Raw genomic sequence first — 21,834 nt, forward strand, 5'->3', positions numbered from 1 at the left:
CGGAGCAACGGGTTTTCGAAAGGGGCCGACGAGGCGGTCTTGCACGCCCGTCGGTGGTGGCTTTAGGTGGAATCAGCGCCGTCCCGAACAGGAGGTTCCGACATGTCGCCGAGCGGCATACCGCACAGCGGCCCACCCCTCACCGAGAACGAGGCGGAGGATCTGCTGCGATGCATCTGTTTCAAGACGGGCCCGCCCCGCACCCTGGGGGTCGAGGTGGAATGGTTCGTCCACGAGCTGAGTGACCCCCGGCTCCCCGTCGCCCCGCCCCGCCTGGCCTCCGCGATCGACACCGTGCGGTCCCTGCCGCTGGCGTCGGCCCTGACTCTCGAACCCGGCGGTCAGCTGGAACTCAGCTCTCCGCCCACCGCCTCCCTGACGGAGTGCCTCGACACCCTCTCGGCCGATCTGCGCGCCGTGCGCGCCGGGCTCGCCCCGCTCGGACTCACCCTCGGCGGCTACGGGGTGGACCCCTGGCACACACCCCGCGAACGGGTGCTGCGCGAGCCGCGCTACGACGCGATGGAGGCAGCTCTCGACCGCACCGGCCCGGCCGGCCGGGGCATGATGTGCGACTCGGCGTCGGTGCAGATCTGCCTGGACGCCGGCACCGAGGAACCGGGGCCGCTCGGCTACCACCGGCGCTGGCGGCTGGCCCACCTGCTGGGCGCGGTCATGGTGGCCGCGTTCGCCAACTCCCCCGTCCACCTCGGTCGGCCGACCGGCTGGCGCTCCACCCGTCAGGCGCTGTGGACCGACCTCGATCCGAACCGGGCGCTGGCGCCGCGGCAGGACGGCGACCCGCGGGCCGCCTGGGCCGCGCACGTGCTGGACACGCCGGTGATGTGCGTCCGGTCCCCGGAGGGACCCTGGCAGGTCCCGGAGGGGCTGACGTTCCGGAAGTGGCTGCGCGGCGGAGGCCCCTATCCGCCGGGCGAGGACGATCTGCGCTACCACCTGACGACCCTCTTCCCGCCGGTACGGCCGCGCGGCCACCTGGAGCTGCGGATGGTCGACGCGCAGCCGGGCACCGACGGCTGGATCGTGCCGGTGGCCGTGGCCACCGCGCTCTTCGAGGACCCGCAGGCCGCGGAGAGCGTGTACCGGGCGGTCAAGCCGCTGGCCGAGTACGCCGGCGATCATCAGGCGCCGCGCAATCCGCTCTGGCGTGCCGCGGCCCGCGACGGACTGGCCGATCCCGAGTTGCACGCCGCCGCGCTGGTGGCGTTCCCCACGGCCCTGGAGGCGCTGCCGCGGCTCGGGGCCGGCGCCGCCGTCCAGGACGCGGTGGCCGCCTTCCACGAGCGCTACGTGATCCCCGGCGGCTGCCCCGCCGACGACCCGCAGGAGGTGCGGTCGTGACCGTGACCGACGACCCGACGACCCTGCGGCGACGGGCGCTCGACGCCCTGACCGCCGCGCGCGACCGGACAGCGCTGCTCACCGCCTGCGTCGACGACGAGGAACTCCAGGCCCAGCACTCCCCGTTGATGTCCCCGCTGGTCTGGGACCTGGCGCACATCGGCAACCAGGAGGAGCAGTGGCTGTGGCGGGCGGTCGCCGGCCGGGACGCGCTTCGGCCGGAGATCGACTCGATCTACGACGCGTTCGAGCATCCGCGCGCCAGCCGCCCGTCCCTGCCGCTGCTGCCCCCGGCCGAGGCCCGCGCCTACGCCTCCGACGTGCGTGGGCGGGTCGTGGACATCCTGGCCGGGCTGCCGCTGGAGGGAGGCCGGCCACTGGTCGAGTCCGCGTTCGCCTTCGGGATGATCGCCCAGCACGAACAGCAGCACGACGAGACGATGCTGATCACCCATCAGCTGCGCAAGGGGCCCGCGGCCCTGACCGCGCCCCCTCCGCCGGCGGCCGACAGCGACCCGCTGCCCGCCGAAGTGCGGGTTCCAGGCGGCCCGTTCACCATGGGCACCTCGGACGAGCCGTGGGCGCTGGACAACGAAAGGCCCGCGCACACCAGGGTGGTGCCCTCGTTCTTCATCGACACCGTGCCCGTCACCAACGGCGCCTACATGGCGTTCGTCGCGGACGGCGGCTACGCCGACGAGCGCTGGTGGGAGCCGGAAGGCTGGGCACAGGTCCGACGGCACGGCATCGGCGCTCCGCTGTTCTGGCGGCGCTCGGGCGGACAGTGGCTGCGGCGCCGCTTCGGGGTGACCGAGCCGGTTCCCGAGGACGAGCCGGTCGTGCACGTCAGCTGGTACGAGGCGGACGCCTACGCCCGCTGGGCCGGACGGCGGCTGCCCACGGAGGCCGAGTGGGAGAAGGCGGCCCGGCACGACCCGGCGACCGGCCGCTCCCGGCGCTATCCGTGGGGCGACGCGGACCCCGGTCCCGAGCACGCCAATCTCGGCCAGCGGCACCTGCGTCCGGCGCCGGCCGGCAGCTATCCGCAGGGCGCCTCGCCGCTCGGCGTGCGGCAGCTGGTCGGAGACGTGTGGGAGTGGACGGCCAGTGACTTCCTGCCGTATCCGGGTTTCACCGCGTTCCCGTACAAGGAGTACTCGGAGGTGTTCTTCGGGCCCGCGCACAAGGTGCTGCGCGGAGGTTCGTTCGGTGTCGACCCGGTGGCCTGCCGCGGCACCTTCCGCAACTGGGACCTGCCGGTGCGCCGCCAGATCTTCTCCGGTTTCCGCACCGCGCGCGATGCGGAGCTCTCCTGATGTGCCGGCATCTGGCGTACGTCGGAGAGCCCGTGGGCCTCGGTGAGCTGCTGGTGGAGCCGGAGTTCTCGCTGTACCGGCAGGCGTGGGAGCCGCGGTTCCAGAACAGCGGTGTGGTGAACGCGGACGGGTTCGGCGTGGGCTGGTACGTGCCCGGCGACCCGGTTCCGGCCCGCTATCGCCGCGCGGTGCCGCTCTGGTCCGACCTGTCCTTCACCGACCTCGCGCGGGTGCTGCGTCCCGGGGCGCTGCTGGCCGCCGTCCGGGGCGCGACGCTGACCGGCGCCGACGGGGAGGCCGCGGCGGCCCCGTTCGCCGCCGGTCCGTGGCTGTTCAGTCACAACGGCGCCGTCGGCGGATGGCCGGGCTCGCTCGCGGGCCTGGCGGCGACGCTGCCGGCGGAGGAGCTGCTCCGGCTGGAGGCGCGCACGGACTCGGCCCTTTTGTGGGCGCTGGTGCTGCACCGCCTGCGGGCCGGGGACACGGCCGGGCGGGCACTCGCCGACACCGTGCGGGAGGCCGCCGGCGCGGCCCCCGGCTCCCGGCTGAACCTGCTGCTGACCGACGGCGCCGAGATCGCCGCGACAGCCTGGGGCACCTCCCTGTGGTACCTGACGGGGCCCGGTCCGAGCGGTGCGCCGCGCACGGTCGTGGCCTCGGAGCCCTACGACGACGATCCCCTCTGGCGCGAGGTGCCGGACCGCACCCTGCTCTCCGCCGACCGCACCGATGTCACCCTGACCCCGCTCAAGGAGCCCTCCTCGTGAGTCCGTTCCAGCTGACCCGCACCCTGCCCGAGGACGCCACGGACGCCGCGCTGCGCGCCGACGTGCTCCACGGTCTGACCCACACTCCCAAGGAGCTGCCGCCGAAGTGGTTCTACGACGCTCGCGGCAGCGAACTGTTCGAGGAGATCACCCGGCTCCCCGAGTACTACCCGACACGCGCCGAGCGGGAGATCCTCATCGCCCGGGCGCACGAGATCGCGGCGGCCACCGGCGCCCGCACCCTGGTGGAGCTGGGGTCCGGCTCCTCGGAGAAGACCCGGTTCCTGATCGACGCGCTGCTGCCCGAGCTGGACAGCTACGTGCCGGTGGACGTGAGCGAGTCCGCGCTGACCGGGGCGGCGCGCGCGCTGCGGGAGGAGCGGCCGGGACTGCGCATCCACGCGCTGGTCGCGGACTTCACCCGCGGCCTCGTCCTGCCCGGGACGCCGGGGCCGCGTCTGGTCGCCTTCCTGGGCGGCACGATCGGCAACCTGCTTCCCGGAGAGCGCGCGGTGTTCCTCCGCGCGGTGCGCACCATGCTCAGCCCGGGTGACGCGCTGCTGCTCGGCACGGACCTGGTGAAGGACGAGGCGACCCTGGTCGCCGCGTACGACGACGCGGCGGGGGTGACGGCCGCCTTCAACAAGAACGTCCTCGCGGTGATCGCGCGCGAGCTGGGGGCGGACGTGCGGCCGGAGGACTTCGACCACGTGGCGCTCTGGGACCGGGGCCACGAGTGGATCGAGATGCGGCTTCGGGCGCGGCACGCGCTCACGGTGAAGATCCCGGAACTGGATCTGGTGGTGGCGTTCGAGAAGGGCGAGGAGATCCGGACGGAGGTGTCGGCGAAGTTCCGTCAGGCCGGTGTGCGCGCCGAGCTGGCCGAGGCCGGGCTCGAACTGACCCGCTGGTGGACCGACGAGAAGGAACGATTCGCCCTTTCGCTGGCGACCGCGCGCTGAGCGGCTCGGGCCAGCGAGCGGCGGTCCGTGTACGCACCGCCGGGCAGCGGATCGAGGATTCGTAGTTCGGCGGTGAGCGCGCGGGCCGTCGCGATCCGCCAGAGGGAGGCGGCCAGCGGGTCGTCCGCCACGAAGGCGGCGGGGCCGTCGGGCCGGTAGCCGATCCGTACCGGCTGGACGGCCGCGCCGGCGTCGAGCGCGGCCTGGAAGGCGGCGGGCCGGAAGACGCCCGTCGCCCGGCCGCACCAGGTGGACCCCTCGGGGAAGACGATCACGCGGCCACCGCCCGTGAGGACGGTACACATGGCCCGCACGGTGCCGGGAAGGGCCCGCAGGCGGTCGCGGTCGATGAAGAGGGTGCCGCCGCGGGCGGCGAGCGGCCCCAGCACGGGCCAGGACCCGACCTCCGTCTTGGCCAGCATCCGGCCCGGCAGCGCCGCGGCGACGAGCGGGATGTCCAGCCAGGAGACATGGTTGGCGACGACCAGGAGCGGACCGTCCGCCGGGACCCCCGTGATGCGCGTCCGCACGCCGAAGGCGCGCAGGACCGCCCGGCACCACCGCCGGGCCGCGGCCCGGCGGGCGGCGGTCGGCAGGAGGGCCGTGGCGGGCGCGAGCAGCACTCCCGCCAGCACGGCCGACAGTCCCGCGGCGAGCCGGAGGACGGCCAGGGCCGGCGGGACGGTCCCGGCGTCGGGGCCGGGGTGTTCGTCGCAGCGGCCCGGGGTGCAGGGCGCCGTCGGGAGCCATGGCGAGGCGGCCGTCGGCGGGGCGGGGGCGCGGTTCACGGCGCGGGCGCGAGCGAGAGGAAGTGGCGCAGGTAGCGGGGGTTGGTGTCGCGCAGCGACAGCAACACGTAGAGGTCGGCGACCCCGAAGTCCACGTCGTGGGCGGGGGCTCCGCAGACCCGCGCACCGAGGCGGAGGTAGCCGCGCAGCAGCGGCGGGATTTCGACGCGTTGCCGGGGACGGGCGACGCCCTCGGGGCTCCAGAGCTTGTGCGGGGTGACCCAGAACTCCTCGGGGGCGAGGTGCCTGGCCCTGACGGTGTCCCAGGTGGCGGCGGCCAGCGTGCCGCCGTCGGCGAGCGGGATGGAGCAGCAGCCGGCCAGCCAGTTGTGGCCGGTGCGGGTCATGTAGCGGGCGAGCCCCGCCCAGATCAGCGCGATGACGGCGCCGTTGCGGTGGGCCGGGTGCACACAGGAGCGACCGACCTCGACGAGGTCGTCGCGGACGGGGGCCAGCCGGCCCAGGTCGAACTCGCCCTCCGAGTAGAGCCGCCCGGCGATCCGGGCGCGCTCCGGCGGGAGCAGCCGGTAGGTGCCGACGACCTCGCCGGTCGCCTTCTCGCGCACCAGCAGGTGATCGCAGTGGGCGTCGAAGGCGTCGATGTCCAGGCCGGGCTCGGGCCCGTCGAGACGGGCGCCCATCTCGCCGGCGAAGACCTCGTGCCGCAGCCGCTGGGCGGCGCGGACGTCCTCCTGGTCGTGCGCGAGACCGACGGTGTAGCGCGGGGTGCCCTCGCCGCCGGGCGTGTCCGGGGCCAGGCTCCGGCGTGGTGCCGGCGGTCCGGTGCGCGCCGGGACGGAGGGAGCGCTCGGCGGGACGACGGGGACGGCGACTGCGGACGACGGTGCGGGCATGTCGGGCTCCTCCGGCGGACGGAAGGGGACGGTGAGGGCCGGACCGCGCGGGCGGTGGACCGGCTCCTTACTTCTTCCGTGACCGGCTGGATTCGACGTGACCGTTCGGAGGCAGGCGGGTGTGGAGGCGCTGAATGCTATTCGGCGAGCGTCGAGCTGATCTTCGCCGAGGCTGCGGCGGCCGCGGCCTTCGGATCCTCGCCCCGCAGGACGGCCGTCATGTAGGGCTTGATGGGGTTGTCCGCCTCGACGTCGGCCCACTGCGGGGAGTTGGGCGTGGCCCGGCCGCGTGCCGCTCCGACGGCCATGGCCGCGGTGGCCTCCTGCCCCTCGACGACCGAGGCCAGGCGGGGCTTGTTGGGGACGTAGTTCATGGCGCGGGCGAGTTCGGCCTGCCACTTCTCCCCGGCCAGCGCCTTCACGACCTCCAGGGCCGCGCCGCGCTGGGGGGCGTTCTCCGGGATGATCAGGTCCGAGCCGCCGGTGAAGACGGCGCAGGGCTGGTCGACCTGCTTGCCGGGTATGGGGAAGAAGCCGAGTTTGTCCTCGATCGCCGGGTTGACCTTGGTGATGGCGGCGACGGCGCTGGGTGCCGCGATGATCTGGGCGACGTCGCCGCGCGCGAAGACCTCGGCCTGCGGCGGGGTCTGTTCGTCGGCGTCCCTGGGTCCCGAGCCCAGGGACTGGAGGTGCTTGTAGAAGTCCATACCGCGCAGCGCCGCGGGGGTGTCCAGGGCTCCGTCCCAGGCGCCGCTGCGGTCGACGGCGAGTTCGCCGCCCTCGTCCCAGATGAACCCGGCGAGGGTGTACCAGTCCTGGCCGGCCAGGTAGATGCCCTGGTTGCCCTTGTCGTTGAGCTTCTCGGTGTCGGCGAGCCACTTCTCCCGGGTGGCCGGGGGCTTGGTGATGCCGGCTTCGCCGAAGAGGTCCTTGTTGTAGATCACGATGCGGTTGGCCGCGTACCAGGGGATGCCGTACTGGGCACCGTCGATGCGGCCGGGCTCGGCGAGGCCGGGCAGCCATTCCTCGCCGCCGAGGTCGCGCGCGGACTCCAGGGTGAGGTCGTAGAGCTTGTCGGTGTCCGCGTACTGGGCGACCTGGGTGTTGCCGACCTCGATGACGTCCGGGCCGCCCTCGCCCTTGATCGCCTCGGTGACCTTCTTCCCGATACCCGTCCACTCCTGGAAGGTGACCTGGAGCTCGACACCCTCGTGCTCGGCCTCGTACGCGGTGGTGAACCGCTTGAGGAAGTCCTCGCTGACGCTGTCGCGCATCAGCCAGATGCTGACGGTGCGGGTCCCGTCGGCGTCGCCGGGGAGGAGCCCGCAGCCGGCGAGCGCGAGCGCGGTCGCGGCGGCCAGGGGACAGACGAGATGGCGGTTCTTCACGTAGGTCACCTTCTGCGTTCCATGAGAGGAGTGCGGCATGGGGGAGCAGACCCGACGTGGGGGGACCGAACGGGGTGTTCGCGCGGGTATGTGGCCTGGATTCTGGTCTGGACCAACCGGGTGGTCAAGTCCTGGACCATCTCGGCGGGGGCCTCCGGGGCGCCCCGGAGGCCGCTCCGGACGCCGACGTGTCGCGGACCGGGGCGTGTTGGGGCACCGTGGAGTGAACCCCACCGAGAGGAGTTCGACCCCCATGTCGAACCACACCTATCGCGTCACCGAGATCGTCGGCACCTCCCCCGACGGAGTCGACCAGGCCATTCGCAATGGCATCGGGCGGGCCGCCCGGACGCTGCGGTCCCTCGACTGGTTCGAGGTGACGCAGGTCCGCGGTCATATCGTGGATGGTGCGATCGAGCACTACCAGGTCGGCCTGAAGGTCGGCTTCCGCCTGGAGGAGGACGAGTAGGGCCCGTCGACCGGGACCGGCCTCAGGTACGGCCCTCCCGCTCCTGAGCGTCCTCCAGCTCGGCGGACGGTGTCGCCCACCGGGCCCGTACGACGGTGAATCCGGCTTCCTCGGCCGCGTCGCAGACCAGCTCGTCGTCGTCGACGAGCATCCGGACCTCGCGTTCGCGGCCGATCCGGCGCAGGATCTCCGTCTTCGTCAGCCGCGCCGGCCGGAAGTCCCGGTTGCCCCGCATGTGGATCGGGCCCTGCGGCAGCCCGTGGGCGGCGAGCCATTCGGCGGTGTCCCGGCGGCACCGTTCCGGGCGTCCCGTGAGGTACACCACCTCGCACTCCCGGGCCGACTCCCGGCACAGGGCGACGCCTTCCGCGAGCGGCGGGTCGTCGGGGGCCGCGGCGAAGAAGGCCGCCCAGTCCCGGGGGCGGGACTCCAGGTGGTGGCGGCGGTGCGCCGTGTCGGCGAGGGTGTTGTCGAGATCGAAGACGGCCACGGGCCTGCTGGGGTGCGTCACCCGCCCAGTCTAGGAGCCTGTCGGGTGGCCTTCGATCGACAGGCGCTCAGCACGGGGCCCGACATCCGCGGAGCGCCCGCCGGGGACGACGGCGCGGCACCTGGGGGCCGCCCGCCGGGAATCGTCCCCGCGCCCGTGCGTTGAACCCGGTGTGACCGCTTCTCTCCATGGCATCCGGTTCTCCGTCCTCGACCGCTCCCGCATCCGGGAGAGCGAGGGCGCTCCCGCCGCTCTGCGCGACACGGTGCGTCTCGCGCGGGAGGCCGAGTCGCTGGGCTACCACCGCTTCTGGGTCTCCGAGCATCACGGCGTGCCGGGGGTGGCCGGCTCCGCGCCGACCGTACTGGCCGCCGCCGTGGCCGCGGCGACGTCCTCCATCCGGGTCGGCACGGGCGGGGTGATGCTCCCGAACCACCGGCCGCTGCTCGTCGCGGAGGCGTTCGGGGTGCTGGAGTCGCTGTTTCCCGGCCGGATCGACATGGGCCTGGGCCGCTCCGTCGGCTTCACGGACGGCGTCCGGCGTGCGCTGGGCCGGGGCAAGGAGGACGCCGAGCGGTTCGCCGACCAGCTGGCCGAACTGCTCGGCTGGTTCACCGGCGCGCAGACGGCCCACGCCGAGGTGCACGCCCGCCCCGCCGAGGGTCTGCGGGTTCCGCCGTTCGTCCTCGCGACGGGCGAGGGCGCGTCGGTCGCCGCGGAGGCCGGGCTGCCGCTCGTGATCGGCGACCTGCGCGACCGTGAGCGACTGCGGGCCGCCGTCGACACCTACCGGACGGCGTTCCGGCCCTCGGTCTGGGCCGAGGAGCCGTACGTCGTCGTCTCGGGCACGGTGGCCGTGGCCGGGAGCGAGGAGGAGGCCCGCCGGCTGCTGGTCCCGGAGGCATGGTCGCTGGTGTACGCACGCACCCAGGGCGAGTTCCCGCCGCTGCCGCCGGCCGAGCGGGTGGAGGCGCTGGCGATGACGGAGCGGCAGCGCGACCTGTACGAGGCAGCCCTGACGGGGCACGTGTACGGCACCGAGGAACAGGTGGGCTCCGCGCTGGAACAGGTGGTGGCGGAGACGGGCGCCCAGGAGGTGCTGGTGACGACCAGCACCCACGACCGAGCGGCGCTGCGCGACTCGTACCGCCGCCTCGCCCGCCTCTCCCACCTGGCCGACGGGGCCGCGCGACGCCGCTGACACCCGGAGAGCCGGACGAGCCCGGACGTGTGGGGCCGTGGTGGAGGCGGGCGTGGGCCGCCCGGCGGGCGGCCCGGGATGAGAGAGGGGTCGTCCATGGCGTGCCAGGCGGGTTCGGCCCGCCGCGAGGGGCGGCACGACACCTCGCTCGGTTGCCGGACCGGCCGGGCGGCCTCACGACCAGGTCGATCCGGCGCCGTGCGCCGACCCGCCGCGGAGGAGGGGCAGCCCTTGGCATCGAGGGATGCCCGAGCGCTCCGTCGACCGATTCGTCCGCGTCCGCGGCGCACGTGAGCACAATCTGCTCGGCGTCGACGTCGACATCCCGCGCGACGTGCTCGCCGTTTTCACGGGGGTGTCCGGGTCGGGCAAGTCCTCCCTCGCCTTCGGCACGATCTACGCGGAGGCACAGCGGCGGTATTTCGAGTCGGTCGCCCCGTACGCCCGGCGGCCGATCCATCAGGTCGGCGTGCCGAAGGTCGGGGAGATCACCGGGCTGCCGCCCGCCGTGTCCCTGCAGCAGCGCCGTTCTTCGCCGAACGCCCGCTCGTCGGTCGGCACGGTCACCACGCTCTCCAACTCCCTGCGCATGGTCTTCTCACGCGCGGGCACTACCCACGGGGGGCCGAGCGCCTGGACTCGGACGCGTTCTCGCCGAACACCGCCGCCGGGGCCTGCCCCGGGTGTCACGGTCTGGGCCTGGTCCACCGCACCAGCGAGGAACTGCTCGTGCCCGGCCCCGGCCTGTCGGTGCGCGAGGGGGCGATCGCCGCGTGGCCGGGCGCGTGGCAGGGCAAGAACCTCCGCGACGTGCTGGACGCGCTCGGCCACGACGTGGACCGGCCCTGGCGCGAGCTCGCCGCGAAGGACCGCGAGTGGATCCTCTTCACGGACGAGCAGCCGGTCGTCACGGTCCATCCGGTGCGGGAGGCGGGGCGGATCCAGCGCCCGTACCAGGGGACGTACACGAGCGCCCGCCGCTATGTGCTGCACACCTTCGCGGAATCCAGGAGCGCGACGCTCCGGGCGAAGGCGGAACGTTTCCTGACCGCCGCGCCCTGTCCGGTGTGCGAGGGTTCCCGGCTGCGGCCGGAGGCCCTCGCGCTGACCTTCGCGGGACGGACGATCGCCGAGCCGACCGCCCTGCCGCTGACCGCGCTGGCCCGGACGCTCGGCGCGGCGGTCGCCGGAGCGGCCGGGGGCGGGCCGGAGGACACCGGCGGGAGCGCGCGTGTGCTGACCGAGGACCTCCTCGCCCGGATCGCCACCGTCACCGAGCTGGGCCTCGGCTATCTCAGCCTGGACCGGGCGGCCCCGTCGCTGTCGAGCGGCGAGTTGCAGCGGCTGCGGCTGGCCACCCAGCTGCGGTCGGGCCTGTTCGGAGTGGTGTACGTCCTCGACGAGCCGTCCGCGGGACTGCATCCGGCCGACACCGAGACGCTCCTGGTGGTCCTGGACCGGCTGAAGGCGGCGGGCAACTCGGTGTTCGTGGTGGAGCACCACCTCGATGTCGTCCGGCACGCCGACTGGCTCGTCGACGTCGGCCCCCGGGCCGGGGTGCACGGCGGCCGGGTGCTGTACAGCGGCCCTCCGCGGGAGCTGGCGTCGGTCGAGGAGTCCGCCACCCGCCGCTTCCTCTTCGACCGCGCCCCGGTACCGCCGCGTGCGGCACGGTCCCCGACCGGGTGGCTGCGGACCTGCCCGGTGACCCGGCACAACCTGCGGGGGCTGGAAGCGGAGTTCCCGCTGGGCGTCCTGACGGCGGTGACGGGTGTCTCCGGCTCGGGGAAGTCGACGCTGGTGGGAGCGCTGACCGGGGAACTACCGGGGGTGGGGAGACTGGTGACGGTCCACCAGAAGCCGATCGGCGGGACCCCGCGATCCAACCTCGCCACGTACACCGGTCTGTTCGACGTGGTCCGCAGGCTCTTCGCCGCCACCCCGGAGGCACGGGAACACGGCTACGCGGTGGGGCGGTTCTCCTTCAACGTGGCCGGCGGGCGGTGCGAGACCTGCCAGGGCGAGGGATTCGTCTCGGTCGAACTCCTCTTCCTGCCTCGTACGTACGCCCCCTGCCCGGACTGCCACGGCGCCCGGTACAACCCGCGGACGCTGCGGGTCCGGCTGCGCGGCCTCACCATCGCGGAGGTCCTCGACCTGAATGTGGAAGCCGCCGCCGCGTTCTTCGCGGACCATCCGGCCGCGGCGCGCGCGCTGGGCGCCCTGCTCGATGTCGGCCTCGGCTATCTGTGTCTCGGCCGGCCGGCGACGGAACTCTCCGGCGGGGAGGCGCAACGCATCAAGCTCGCCGCCGAACTCCAGCGCCCGCGACGCGGTCACGCCCTGTACGTCCTGGACGAGCCGACGACCGGGCTGCACGCGGCGGATGTCGAGGTCCTGACGCGCAGGCTGCGCGACCTGGTCGACGCCGGCCACTCGGTGGTCGTCGTGGAGCACGACATGGATGTGGTCGCCACCGCCGACTGGGTGCTCGACCTCGGGCCGGGAGGCGGCGACGAGGGTGGGCGGATCGTCGCCGCCGGGCGGCCGGGCGAGGTGGCGCGGTCGGCCGCGAGCCGCACCACGCGCTATCTCGCGGCCCGGCTGGACGGCTGAGCGCCTGCCGGGGGGCCTCCGGCGGCGAACGCCGCTTCCTCCGGCCCGCGCACGGCGCCCGGCCTCACCCGACGCACCGGCCGCGCCGGACGCGCCGGACGCGCCGGACGCGGCCGACTCGCCCGGCTCAGGCTCAGCGGCGGGCGGCCTTCCGACGGGCCCGCAACCACTCCTTGTTCATGGCCGCGATCGAGGGGAGCGGGATTCCCTTGGGGCAGGCCGTCGCGCACGCTCCGGTCAGGGTGCAACCACCGAAGCCCTCGGCGTCCATCTGTCCCACCATGTCGAGGACGCGCGTCTCACGCTCGGGCGCGCCCTGCGGAAGGACGTTGAGGTGGTTGATCTTGGCGGAGGTGAAGAGCATCGCCGAGCCGTTGGGGCAGGCGGCCACGCACGCCCCGCACCCGATGCACTCGGCGTGCTCGAAGGCCGCGTCGGCGTCGGCCTTGGGTACCGGGGTCGCGTGGGCCTCGGGCGCGGCGCCGGTGGGGACGCTGATGTAGCCCCCGGCCTGGATGATGCGGTCGAAGGCCGAGCGGTCGACGACGAGGTCCTTGACGACGGGGAAGGCGGCGGCACGCCAGGGCTCGACGTCGATGGTGTCGCCGTCCCGGAAGGACCGCATGTGGAGCTGGCAGGCCGTGGTCCGTTCCGGGCCGTGTGCTTCGCCGTCGATGACGAGGCTGCAGGCGCCGCAGATGCCTTCGCGGCAGTCGTGGTCGAAGGCGACGGGATCGTCGCCGCTCAGGAGGAGTTCCTCGTTGAGGGTGTCGAGCATCTCCAGGAACGACATGTCGGCGGAGACGCCGTCCACCTCGTACGTGGACATGGCGCCTTCGGCGTCGGCGTTCTTCTGACGCCAGACGCGCAGGGTGAGCTTCATGCGTAGCTCCGCTGGGTGGGTTGGACGTACTCGAAGACGAGGTCTTCCTTGTGCAGGACGGGGGCGTCGCCTCCGTTGAACTCCCAGGCCGCCGTGTACGAGAACTCCTCGTCTCGCCGTGCCGCCTCGCCGTCCGGCGTCTGGGACTCCTCGCGGAAGTGGCCGCCGCAGGACTCGCTGCGGTGCAGGGCGTCGAGGCACATCAGTTCGGCGAGTTCGAGGTAGTCGACGATCCGGTTGGCCTTCTCCAGCGACTGGTTGAACTCCTCGCCGCTGCCGGAGACCTTGAGGCGGTTCCAGAACTCCTCGCGGAGGCGCGGGATGCGGGCCAGGGCCTCGCGCAGCCCGGCCTCGGTACGTGCCATGCCGCAGTGCTCCCACATCAGGTCGCCGAGTTCGCGGTGGAAGGAGTCGGGGGTGCGGTCGCCGTCGACGGCCAGCAGGAGGCTCAGCCGGTCCTCTGTCTCGGCGACCACCTCCCGCACCACCGGGTGGTCGTCGTCGAGCGGTTCACCGGAGGGCTGCCGGGCGAGGTAGTCGGTAAGCGTGGCCGGCAGGACGAAGTAGCCGTCGGCCAGTCCCTGCATCAGCGCGGAGGCGCCGAGGCGGTTGGCGCCGTGGTCGGAGAAGTTGGCCTCGCCGATGGCGAAGAGGCCGGGGACGGTGGTCCGGAGGTCGTAGTCGACCCAGAGGCCGCCCATCGTGTAATGCACGGCGGGATAGATGCGCATCGGAGTCTCGTACGGGTTCTCGGCGGTGATCCGCTGGTACATCTCGAAGAGGTTTCCGTACTTCTCCGCGACGGCCTCGCGGCCGGTCCGCGCGATGGCGTCGGCGAAGTCGAGGTAGACGCCATGTCCGCCGGGGCCCACGCCCCGGCCCTCGTCGCAGACGTTCTTGGCTGCCCGCGAGGCGATGTCCCGGGGGACGAGGTTGCCGAAGGAGGGGTAGAGGCGCTCGAGGTAGTAGTCGCGTTCCTGCTCGGGGATCTCGCCCGCGGGCCGCCGGTCACCCGGTGTCCGGGGTACCCAGATCCGGCCGTCGTTGCGCAGCGACTCGCTCATCAGGGTGAGTTTGGACTGGTGGTCGCCGGTGCGCGGGATGCAGGTGGGGTGGATCTGGGTGAAGCAGGGGTTGGCGAAGTGGGCGCCGCGCCGGTGGGCGCGCCAGACGGCGGTGGCGTTGGAGTTCATGGCGTTCGTCGAGAGGTGGAAGACGTTGCCGTAGCCTCCCGAGGCAAGGACCACCGCGTCGGCGTAGTGGGTGGAGACGGCGCCGGTGACGAGGTCCCGGGCGACGATGCCGCGGGCGCGCCCGTCGACGACGATGAGGTCGAGCATCTCGGTCCGGGCGTGCAGTTCGACCCCGCCGGCGGCGATCTGCCGGGACAGCGCCTGGTAGGCGCCGAGGAGGAGCTGCTGGCCCGTCTGTCCCCGGGCGTAGAAGGTACGGGAGACCTGGACGCCGCCGAAGGAACGCGTGTCGAGGAGTCCGCCGTACTCGCGGGCGAAGGGCACGCCCTGGGCGACGCACTGGTCGATGATCTCGACGGAGATCTGGGCGAGCCGGTGGACGTTGGACTCGCGGGCGCGGAAGTCGCCGCCCTTGACGGTGTCGTAGAAGAGCCGGTGGACGGAGTCGCCGTCGTTGCGGTAGTTCTTCGCGGCGTTGACGCCGCCCTGCGCGGCGATGGAGTGAGCCCGGCGTGGAGAGTCCTGGTAGCAGAACTGGACGACGCGGTAGCCCTGTTCGGCCAGGGTGGCACCGGCGGAGCCGCCGGCCAGTCCGGTACCGACGACGATGACGGTGTGCTTGCGCCGGTTGGCGGGGTTGACCAGCCGGGCCTGGAAGCGCCGGGTGTCCCAGCGCTCGGCGATGGGCCCGGCGGGGGCCTGGTGGTCGACGGCGGGCTCGCCCACCGTGTAGTCGAGGTAACTCATGTCAGCTCACCACTCCGGTCATGACGGCGACGGGTACGGAGACGAATCCCGCGGTCAGGGCGAGTGCCAGCCCGTCCGCGAGGCCGCGCAGGAGACGCTCGCGGCGGGCGTTGCCGACACCGAGGGTCTGGGCGGCGCTCCAGAAGCCGTGACGGACGTGCAGGCCGACAGCGAGCATGGCGACGATGTAGACGAGGTTCCCGTACCAGGTGGAGAAGGTGTCCACCACGTTCTGGTACGGATGCCCTTCCTGGAATCCGCCCGGGTGCGCGGTGCCGGTGGTCAGGTCCAGGATGTGCCACACGAGGAAGAGGGCGACGATCACGCCGCCCCAGCGCATGGTGCGGGTGGCGTAGGAGGAGCGCCCGCGCCGGTGGACGTAGCGGGTGGGGCGGGCCCGCACGTCGCGCCGGCTGAGCTGGTAGGCGGAGACGGCGTGGGCGGCGACGGCGGCCAGCAGCACGATCCTGACCAGCCACAGGGCCCAGGAGTGGTGCAGGACGGGAGCGCCCATGACGCGCAGCCAGTGACCGTACGCGTTGAACTCCTCCGGTCCGAAGAAGACCTTGAGGTTGCCCAGGACATGGGCGACCAGGAAGCCGAGCATCAGCAGGCCGCTGACGGCCATGACCGTCTTCTTGCCGATCGTCGATCCCCAGAATCCGCGCGGGGGTGGCGGGGAGGGCGGCCGACCGGTCCCCCGTCCCGCCGGGTTCGTCTTCGTTGCCAGTGCCATGCCGTCGACGCTAGGGCCGCGGAGCCCGAGAGGTCCAAGACATGGTGCGGCTCATCTCGATAGGCTGAACCTATGCAGTTCCAGCAGCTGGTCTACTTCGTCGCGGTCGCGGAGACCCTTCACTTCACCCGGGCCGCGGAGCGGGTGCACGTCTCCCAGCCCTCGCTCTCGCAGCAGATCCGCGCGCTGGAACAGGAGCTGGGCGCCGAGCTCTTCAGCCGTGCCCGCGGCAACATCGCGCTCACCGACGCCGGGGAGGCGCTGCTGCCGCTGGCCCGCCGCATCCTCGCCGACACGGACACCGCGCGGCACGAGGTGCAGGAACTGGTGCAGCTACGGCGCGGGCGGGTGCGGCTGGGCGCGACGCCGAGTCTCTGCACCGGTCTGCTGCCGGACGTCCTGCGCGCCTTCCACGATCTCCATCCAGGTATCCGACTGCTGATCGAGGAGGGTGGCTCGCACGACCTCGTCCGCGAACTGGCGCGCGGGGCGCTCGACCTGGCGCTGGTGGTGCTGCCGCTGCCGACCCCGTCCCCCGCGCTGACGACGGTGGACCTGCTGACCGAGGACCTGGTGGTCGTCTCGTCGGCCGCCGCGCCCGCACCGCGCCGCCCGGTGCGGATCACCGATCTGCGCGAGCATCCCCTCGTGATGTTCCGGCACGGCTACGACCTGCGGGAACTGACCGTGGCGGCCTGCCGGGCGGAGGGTTTCGAGCCCTCGTTCACGGTCGAGGGCGGCGAGATGGACGCCGTCCTGGGTTTCGTACGGGCCGGGCTGGGAGTCGCGGTGGTGCCGGCCATGGTCGCGGCGCGCACGGGCCGCGACCTGCGCGTCACCGCGCTGGCACGCCCGGGGCTGCGCCGCACGATCGCACTCGCCCACCGGAGCGACGTGGCCCCGCCGCGCGCGGCCCGGGAGCTGCGGAGACTGCTGCTGCGTGCCGGGGCGGGACCGCGAGGCCGGGGGTGACCCCACGGGTCCACGCGCGGACGGACCCGCCGCTCCGGTGCCGCGGACGGTCGCGGGAGCCGCCGACGGGGCCCCGACCGGTCGTCACACCGCGTCCGCGAGGAGCAGGGAGTGGATGCGGTCGGGCGCCCCGGGGCGGGCGTAATACCAGCCCTGAGCCGTGTCACAGCCCAGCTCGCGCAGTTGCCGGGCCTGGGCTCCGGTCTCGACGCCCTCGACGGTGACGGCGAGCTTCAGGCTGTGCGCGAGGGACACGATGCCCTCGACGATCTTGAGGTCCACCGGGTCCGCCGGGTGCTGCTGCATGCCCCGGGTGAAGGAGCGGTCGAGTTTGAGGACGCTCACCGGCAGGCGCCGCAGGTTCGCCAGGTTCGAGTAGCCCGTCCCGAAGTCGTCGAGCGCGATGTCCACGCCCATCTCGGCGAGCTGCCGCAGCGGCTTGAGCAGGTCGTCGTCGGCGCCGATCAGCGCCGACTCGGTGACCTCCAGGCACAGGGCGCCCGGAGCGAGCCCGGAGCGCTCCAGCACGTCGACGGTGTCGGCGACCAGGCGGGGATGGTGCAGCTGGGTCGGCGAGAGGTTGACGTTGATCCGCAGCGGGCCGCCGTCGGCGTGCCGGGCGGGCCAGAAGCGCGCCTGACGTACGGCCTCCTCCAGCACCCACCGGCCGAGTGGCACGATCAGGCCGGTGTTCTCGGCCAGCGGGATGAAGCGGTCGGGGCCCAGCACACCGTGCTGGGGGTGGCACCACCGTACGAGGGCTTCCGCGCCGTGCACGGTGCCGTCTCCGAGGTGCACGAGCGGCTGGTACTCGATGAAGAACTCGCCGCGTTCCAGGGCGGCCGGCAGCGCGGTCGTCAGCCCGTGCCGGGTGATCGCCCGTGCGTCGGCCTCGGCGTCCGCGAACTCGAAGCGGTTGCCGCCCGCGGACTTGGCCCGGTACATGGTGATGTCGGCGCTGCGGAGCACCTCGGCCGCGGTGCGCTCCCCGGCCGGCCCCTCGACCACGCCGACACTGCCGCGCACCGTCAGTTCACGGCTGTCGACGCCGATCGGGGAGGCCAGGGCGGCGAGCATGCGGTGCGCCAGCTCGACGACACCGCGCTCGGTGTCGGGGCCGGTGGTCAGGGCGACGAACTCGTCGCCGCCGAGCCGGGCGACCATCTCGCCGGGCGCGGTGGCGCAGCTCTGGAGCCGGTCCGCGACCTCGACGAGCAGTCGGTCGCCCGCCGAGTGGCCGAGGCTGTCGTTGATGGCCTTGAAGCCGTCGAGGTCGAGGTAGCAGAGCCCGAAGCGGGCTCCGTCGGCCGGGGCGAGCGCCTTCTCCAGGCGCTCGAAGAAGAGGGTCCGGTTCGGGAGTCCGGTGAGGGCGTCGTGGGTGGCCTCGTAGCGCAGCCGCAGGTTCAGCAGCCTCCGCTCGGTGGTGTCCTCCAGCAGAGCGAGCTGGTACTGCGGGAAGCCCTCGGCGTCCCGCAGCAGCGAGACGGTGAGGTTGGTCCACAGGACGGTGCCGTCGCCCCGGTAGTACGGCTTCTCGACGCGGTAGTGCTCGCGCTCGCCGCGGACCAGTTCGTCGTAGAGCCGCCACACGTGCGGGGCGTCCTCGGGGTGCACCCACTCGCTGACGTTGCGGCTGCGGACGTGGTGCTCCAGCCCGCCGAACATCCGGGTCAGGGTGTCGTTGATCTCCAGCACGTTCCCCTTCAGGTCCGCGATGGCTATGCCGATCGCGGCGCCTTCGAAGACCGCGCGGAAGCGGGTCTCGGTGGCGTGCAGGGCGACTTCGGCCGCGCTGCGGGCGGAGAGGGAGGAACGGGCGATCGCCTCCTGTTCGGCGAGTGTCCGCTCACGCAGGGCCTGGGCGAAGCCGGCGGCGAGCGCGTGCTGGAGCCGTGAGCAGCGGGCGCGCAGTTCCTCGCCGGACACCTCCACCTGGGTACCGCAGTACAGCACCAGGTACGAGTCGATCACGCCGAGCGTCCGGCTGAGGGCGTCCGGGTCCGTGCAGTGGGCGGCCACCAGGGCGGCGCCGGCGCGATGGGCGGTCGTCGTGTCGAAGGACCGGTCGTGCAGCGCGGCGCGCAACTCACGGGCGAGCGGCAGCAGACGCCCCTCGAACTCGGCACGGGTCAGTGAGGTGGCCGTGACCGGGAAGATGGCGCGGCTCCAGATGGTCACGAACCGCCTGAGTCGGTCCTCCAGGCCGTCCGGTTCCGCGCCGGAACCGGACGGCTGCGACGGCACCTTCACGCCTTGCGCCCCACCCCTGCGAAGCCCGAGAAGGCGTAGGGATCCTCCTCCTCGGACGGACTGTCGGGCCGCCAGTCCGGCATGGACACCAGCCCGGGGTCGAGGAGTTCGCAGCCGTCGAGGAAGCGGGCTATCTCGGCGTGGGAACGCATCACCAGGGGGTTGCGGATGGTGCGGTAGACGCCGACGGCGCCGCCGGCCTCCTCGTCCGTGACGGGGATTCCCTCGTAGGAGGCGTGCGTGAGGATCAGCAGGCTGCCGGGGGCGAGCGCGCCGACCAGTTCGGCGACGGCCCGCTGCGGCTCGTCCTCGTCCTCCAGGAAGTGCAGGACGGCGACGAGCAACAGCGCGACGGGCCGGCGGAGGTCGAGGAGACCGGTGACCTCGGGACTGCTCAGGATCTCCTGCGGCCTGCGCAGGTCGGCCGCGAGGACGGCGGCGCCGGCGTTGCCCTCCAGGACGGCGCGGCTGTGCGCGACGGCGACCGGGTCGTGGTCGACGTACACCACGCGGGCGTCCGGGGATGCCTCCTGGGCGACCTCGTGGACGTTGCCGAAGGTGGGTATGCCGGAGCCTATGTCGAGGAACTGGGTGACGCCCTCGTCGACGGCGTGGCGCACCGCGCGGCGCATGAAGGCCCGGTTCGCCTGCATGACCTTGGGGAGTCCCGGCATGAACTCCATGGCTCTGCGGGCCGCTTCCCGGTCGACCTCGAAATTGTGCGAGCCGCCCAGATAGAAGTCGTACATACGGGACACGCTCGGCACCGAAATATCGATACCCGGCGGGGCCCAGACGGGACGCTCCATCAAAGTCTCCAACAAGTCGCCACGGGGGATGCGGCCGTGTACGTGCGGCCGGTGTTCGAGCCGAGGCTACTGATCGCCCGCCAAGAGAGCGAGTAGAAACGGAAATTCGCGGTCCGTTCTTGGTCACACGCCATTGGCACGTGCGGGGGGAACGAAGAGATCACGCCTTGCGCCCGTGCATATTCACGTGCATGCGGACGTGCGTCCGGCCCGCCGCCACCGGTGGGGTGACGGCGGGCCGACCGGCCGGAAGCGCGGCGCGGGGGACCTACTTGGGCGCTCCGACCAGCTTTCCCTGGGGGGTCACGGCGTACCAGGTGCCGCCCACCCCCTGGCCGTTGGTGTCTCCGGGCTCCTCGTCGCCCGCGAAGGTGTAGAGGGGCCAGCAGTCCATCGTCTGCTGCTTGACGCCGTCGGGCCGGTTGAAGGTGACGAAGCCCTTCTTGCTGATGCCCTCGGTGTCGTTCTTGTCGACGGGGGCGACAACCGGCCACTTCTCCAGGCAGGCGCCGACACAGGCGGATTTCATGGGCCAGGCGGAATCCTTCTTGAAGCGGTAAACCGTCATTCCGCGCGAATCGACCACGATGTCACCGAGCTTGGCGTCCTTTCGCGCCGAGAGCCCGGCGAGATCCGAACCGGAATCCTCACTACCGCCCTCGTTCGCGCCGGGCGCGGCCTTCTTCCCGTCGGGGGCCGCCGCGTACCAGGTGCCCCCCACTCCCTGCCCCTTGACGTCGCCCGGCTTGGTGTCCTTGGCGTATCGGTACATCGGCCAGCCGCCGAGCGTGAGCTGCTTGGTTCCGTCCGCCCGGGTCACCTGGCCGACCTTCGAGGCGTCGACCCCGGTCGGCGGCTCGGCACCCTCGGCACTCACCACCGGCCACGTCTTCGCACAGTCTCCCTCGCAGGTGGCCCGGGGCGGACTGGCCGCGTCCTTGTCGAACCGGTAGAGGGTGTACCCCTCGTCGTCGGTGACCACCTCGCCGAGCTTCGCGTCCTCCTTGACCTGCAGTTGCCCGGCGGACTTCGCCTCGGCTCCCGCGTCACCCGACCCGTAGCCACCGGAGCCGTAGGCATCGCCGCCGTACGCGTTCTCGGCGGGAGCCCCGGCCGGCTTCGCGGCCCCGGCGGGCTGACCCCCCAGCGTCGGGTCGCCCTGCTCCTGGCCGCACGCCGTCGTGAGTGCGAGTACGGCCGATGCCGTCACCGCGAGTGCGGCGTTCCTCCAGGTCTTCATGTCAACTCCCGTTGCTTCATCGCTTGTCGGAGTGGCGTGGGCTGCCGTTCCTGGCATGGAATACGGAGCGGACGGGGGCCGTACTCAACGAGCGGCGCGGGATTTCCGGAGAGACGTGAAACCAACACACGCCGAAAACCCCTCCATCCGGGGAATCCGGGCCGTTTCCCGGCACGCAGGCGGGTCCTGTGATCATGATCGTCGGCGTGTCTCCGTACGGATCCCTCCTCACCCGGCCGCTGGCGGCCACCGCCCTGATGTGGCTGCTGGCCATTCCGGCGCCCGCCGCCGCCGACGCCTGCGCCTACGCCGTGACCGGGCCGGGCGGCTCGAACACCTCGGTCGCGGTGGCCGGACCGGGCGCGTGTTCGCCCACACCCACGCCACCCCCTCCCAGCCCCACACCGAGCGAGCCACCGGAGCCCGCACCCCGGCCCACACCGAGCGAGCCACCGGAGCCCGCACCCCGGCCCACACCGAAGCCCCCGCCACCGGTCCGCACGCCCGCGCCGACACCGCCGCCGCCCGCACAGCCGGCGCCGAGAAGGCGAGCGGTACCACCCGCGCCGGCACCGGAGCCTCCTCCGCCGCCGTCCCCCACGCCGCCTCCGGCCACCCGGCCGTCCCCGCCGGCCGTCGCCCTGCCGTCCTACCGTCGCGCCGCGCGGCCCGAGCCCAAAGGTCGCCGCTCCCTCGTCTCCATGACGCTCGTCGTCATCGCTCCCGCTGTGCTCGCGACCGCCATCCTGCGCGCCCGCTCTCGCTGAGTTCCCCCGAAAGAAGACCACTCC

Annotated in this window: 18 protein-coding genes and 1 pseudogene; 9 read left to right on the top strand and 10 right to left on the bottom strand. The window is 72.9% G+C overall.

Annotated features, from left to right (window positions below):
- Positions 1–102 precede the first annotated feature (102 nt).
- The 4 genes from egtA to egtD are packed head-to-tail and all read left to right on the top strand — an operon-like array spanning position 103 to position 4,407.
- Positions 103–1,362, top strand: coding sequence for an ergothioneine biosynthesis glutamate--cysteine ligase EgtA (gene egtA, locus OG393_RS02445; RefSeq protein ID WP_327372860.1), 1,260 nt, complete (start codon positions 103–105; stop codon positions 1,360–1,362).
- On the top strand, positions 1,359–2,678 hold the full coding sequence (egtB, locus tag OG393_RS02450) for an ergothioneine biosynthesis protein EgtB (protein WP_327372861.1): 1,320 nt from the start codon (positions 1,359–1,361) through the stop codon (positions 2,676–2,678). Before egtA ends, egtB begins: the two co-directional genes overlap by 4 nt.
- The gene (egtC, locus tag OG393_RS02455; RefSeq protein WP_327372863.1) at positions 2,678–3,445 is read left to right on the top strand and encodes an ergothioneine biosynthesis protein EgtC; all 768 of its coding nucleotides are present in this window, start codon (positions 2,678–2,680) and stop codon (positions 3,443–3,445) included. The genes egtB and egtC overlap by 1 nt, the downstream gene beginning before the upstream one ends.
- Positions 3,442–4,407, top strand: a complete 966-nt coding sequence (gene egtD, locus OG393_RS02460) for an L-histidine N(alpha)-methyltransferase (RefSeq protein ID WP_327372864.1) — start codon at positions 3,442–3,444, stop codon at positions 4,405–4,407. The genes egtC and egtD overlap by 4 nt, the downstream gene beginning before the upstream one ends.
- Here egtD and OG393_RS02465 read toward each other — a convergent pair.
- The 3 genes from OG393_RS02465 to OG393_RS02475 all read right to left on the bottom strand — a co-directional run bounded on the left by OG393_RS02465 (position 4,302) and on the right by OG393_RS02475 (position 7,437).
- The gene (locus tag OG393_RS02465; RefSeq protein ID WP_327372866.1) at positions 4,302–5,195 is read right to left on the bottom strand and encodes a lysophospholipid acyltransferase family protein; all 894 of its coding nucleotides are present in this window, start codon (positions 5,193–5,195) and stop codon (positions 4,302–4,304) included. The genes egtD and OG393_RS02465 overlap by 106 nt on opposite strands.
- A complete protein-coding gene (locus OG393_RS02470) occupies positions 5,192–6,049 on the bottom strand; it encodes a GNAT family N-acetyltransferase (RefSeq protein WP_327372867.1) in 858 nt (285 codons plus the stop codon). Before OG393_RS02470 ends, OG393_RS02465 begins: the two co-directional genes overlap by 4 nt.
- 137 nt (positions 6,050–6,186) lie before the next feature.
- Complete coding sequence (locus OG393_RS02475) at positions 6,187–7,437, bottom strand: extracellular solute-binding protein (protein ID WP_327378284.1); 1,251 nt, start codon at positions 7,435–7,437, stop codon at positions 6,187–6,189.
- A 253-nt stretch (positions 7,438–7,690) separates the two neighbouring features.
- On the opposite strand from OG393_RS02475, the gene OG393_RS02480 reads away from it, so the two are divergent.
- Positions 7,691–7,906 carry a dodecin gene (locus OG393_RS02480; RefSeq protein WP_327372868.1) on the top strand — a complete coding sequence of 72 codons (216 nt, stop codon included), beginning with the start codon at positions 7,691–7,693 and terminating at the stop codon, positions 7,904–7,906.
- A gap of 22 nt (positions 7,907–7,928) precedes the next feature.
- Here the strand turns inward: OG393_RS02480 and OG393_RS02485 are convergent, their stop codons facing one another.
- Complete coding sequence (locus OG393_RS02485; protein WP_327372869.1) at positions 7,929–8,417, bottom strand: phosphatase domain-containing protein; 489 nt, start codon at positions 8,415–8,417, stop codon at positions 7,929–7,931.
- A gap of 151 nt (positions 8,418–8,568) precedes the next feature.
- On the opposite strand from OG393_RS02485, the gene OG393_RS02490 reads away from it, so the two are divergent.
- Together OG393_RS02490 and OG393_RS02495 are read left to right on the top strand one after the other, a co-directional pair.
- Entirely contained in the window at positions 8,569–9,597 is a 1,029-nt protein-coding gene (locus OG393_RS02490; protein ID WP_327372870.1) for an LLM class flavin-dependent oxidoreductase, read from the top strand.
- A 244-nt stretch (positions 9,598–9,841) separates the two neighbouring features.
- A pseudogene (locus OG393_RS02495) lies at positions 9,842–12,213 on the top strand (ATP-binding cassette domain-containing protein).
- A 133-nt stretch (positions 12,214–12,346) separates the two neighbouring features.
- Here OG393_RS02495 and OG393_RS02500 read toward each other — a convergent pair.
- From OG393_RS02500 to OG393_RS02510, 3 genes are read right to left on the bottom strand one after another with little or no spacing between them, the layout of a single operon-like run.
- On the bottom strand, positions 12,347–13,096 hold the full coding sequence (locus OG393_RS02500; protein ID WP_327372871.1) for a succinate dehydrogenase/fumarate reductase iron-sulfur subunit: 750 nt from the start codon (positions 13,094–13,096) through the stop codon (positions 12,347–12,349).
- A complete protein-coding gene (locus OG393_RS02505; RefSeq protein WP_327372872.1) occupies positions 13,093–15,036 on the bottom strand; it encodes a fumarate reductase/succinate dehydrogenase flavoprotein subunit in 1,944 nt (647 codons plus the stop codon). Before OG393_RS02505 ends, OG393_RS02500 begins: the two co-directional genes overlap by 4 nt.
- Position 15,037: 1 nt before the next feature.
- Positions 15,038–15,772, bottom strand: a complete 735-nt coding sequence (locus OG393_RS02510; protein WP_442817248.1) for a succinate dehydrogenase — start codon at positions 15,770–15,772, stop codon at positions 15,038–15,040.
- A 72-nt stretch (positions 15,773–15,844) separates the two neighbouring features.
- On the opposite strand from OG393_RS02510, the gene OG393_RS02515 reads away from it, so the two are divergent.
- Entirely contained in the window at positions 15,845–16,744 is a 900-nt protein-coding gene (locus tag OG393_RS02515) for a LysR family transcriptional regulator (RefSeq protein ID WP_327372874.1), read from the top strand.
- Positions 16,745–16,828: 84 nt separating this feature from the next.
- Here the strand turns inward: OG393_RS02515 and OG393_RS02520 are convergent, their stop codons facing one another.
- The 3 genes from OG393_RS02520 to OG393_RS02530 form a co-directional block, all read right to left on the bottom strand.
- Complete coding sequence (locus OG393_RS02520; RefSeq protein ID WP_327372875.1) at positions 16,829–18,994, bottom strand: putative bifunctional diguanylate cyclase/phosphodiesterase; 2,166 nt, start codon at positions 18,992–18,994, stop codon at positions 16,829–16,831.
- Positions 18,991–19,803: an SAM-dependent methyltransferase gene (locus tag OG393_RS02525; RefSeq protein ID WP_327372876.1), complete on the bottom strand. Its 813-nt coding sequence runs from the start codon at positions 19,801–19,803 to the stop codon at positions 18,991–18,993. The genes OG393_RS02520 and OG393_RS02525 overlap by 4 nt, the downstream gene beginning before the upstream one ends.
- A gap of 268 nt (positions 19,804–20,071) precedes the next feature.
- Positions 20,072–21,043: an SCO0930 family lipoprotein gene (locus tag OG393_RS02530; RefSeq protein ID WP_327372877.1), complete on the bottom strand. Its 972-nt coding sequence runs from the start codon at positions 21,041–21,043 to the stop codon at positions 20,072–20,074.
- Between the two features lie 206 nt (positions 21,044–21,249).
- Here OG393_RS02530 and OG393_RS02535 point away from each other — a divergent pair, with 206 nt between their 5' ends.
- Positions 21,250–21,810 carry a hypothetical protein gene (locus tag OG393_RS02535; protein ID WP_327372879.1) on the top strand — a complete coding sequence of 187 codons (561 nt, stop codon included), beginning with the start codon at positions 21,250–21,252 and terminating at the stop codon, positions 21,808–21,810.
- The last annotated feature ends 24 nt before the right edge of the window (positions 21,811–21,834 follow it).

The organism is Streptomyces sp. NBC_01216 (genome assembly GCF_035994945.1).
GTDB lineage: Bacteria > Actinomycetota > Actinomycetes > Streptomycetales > Streptomycetaceae > Streptomyces.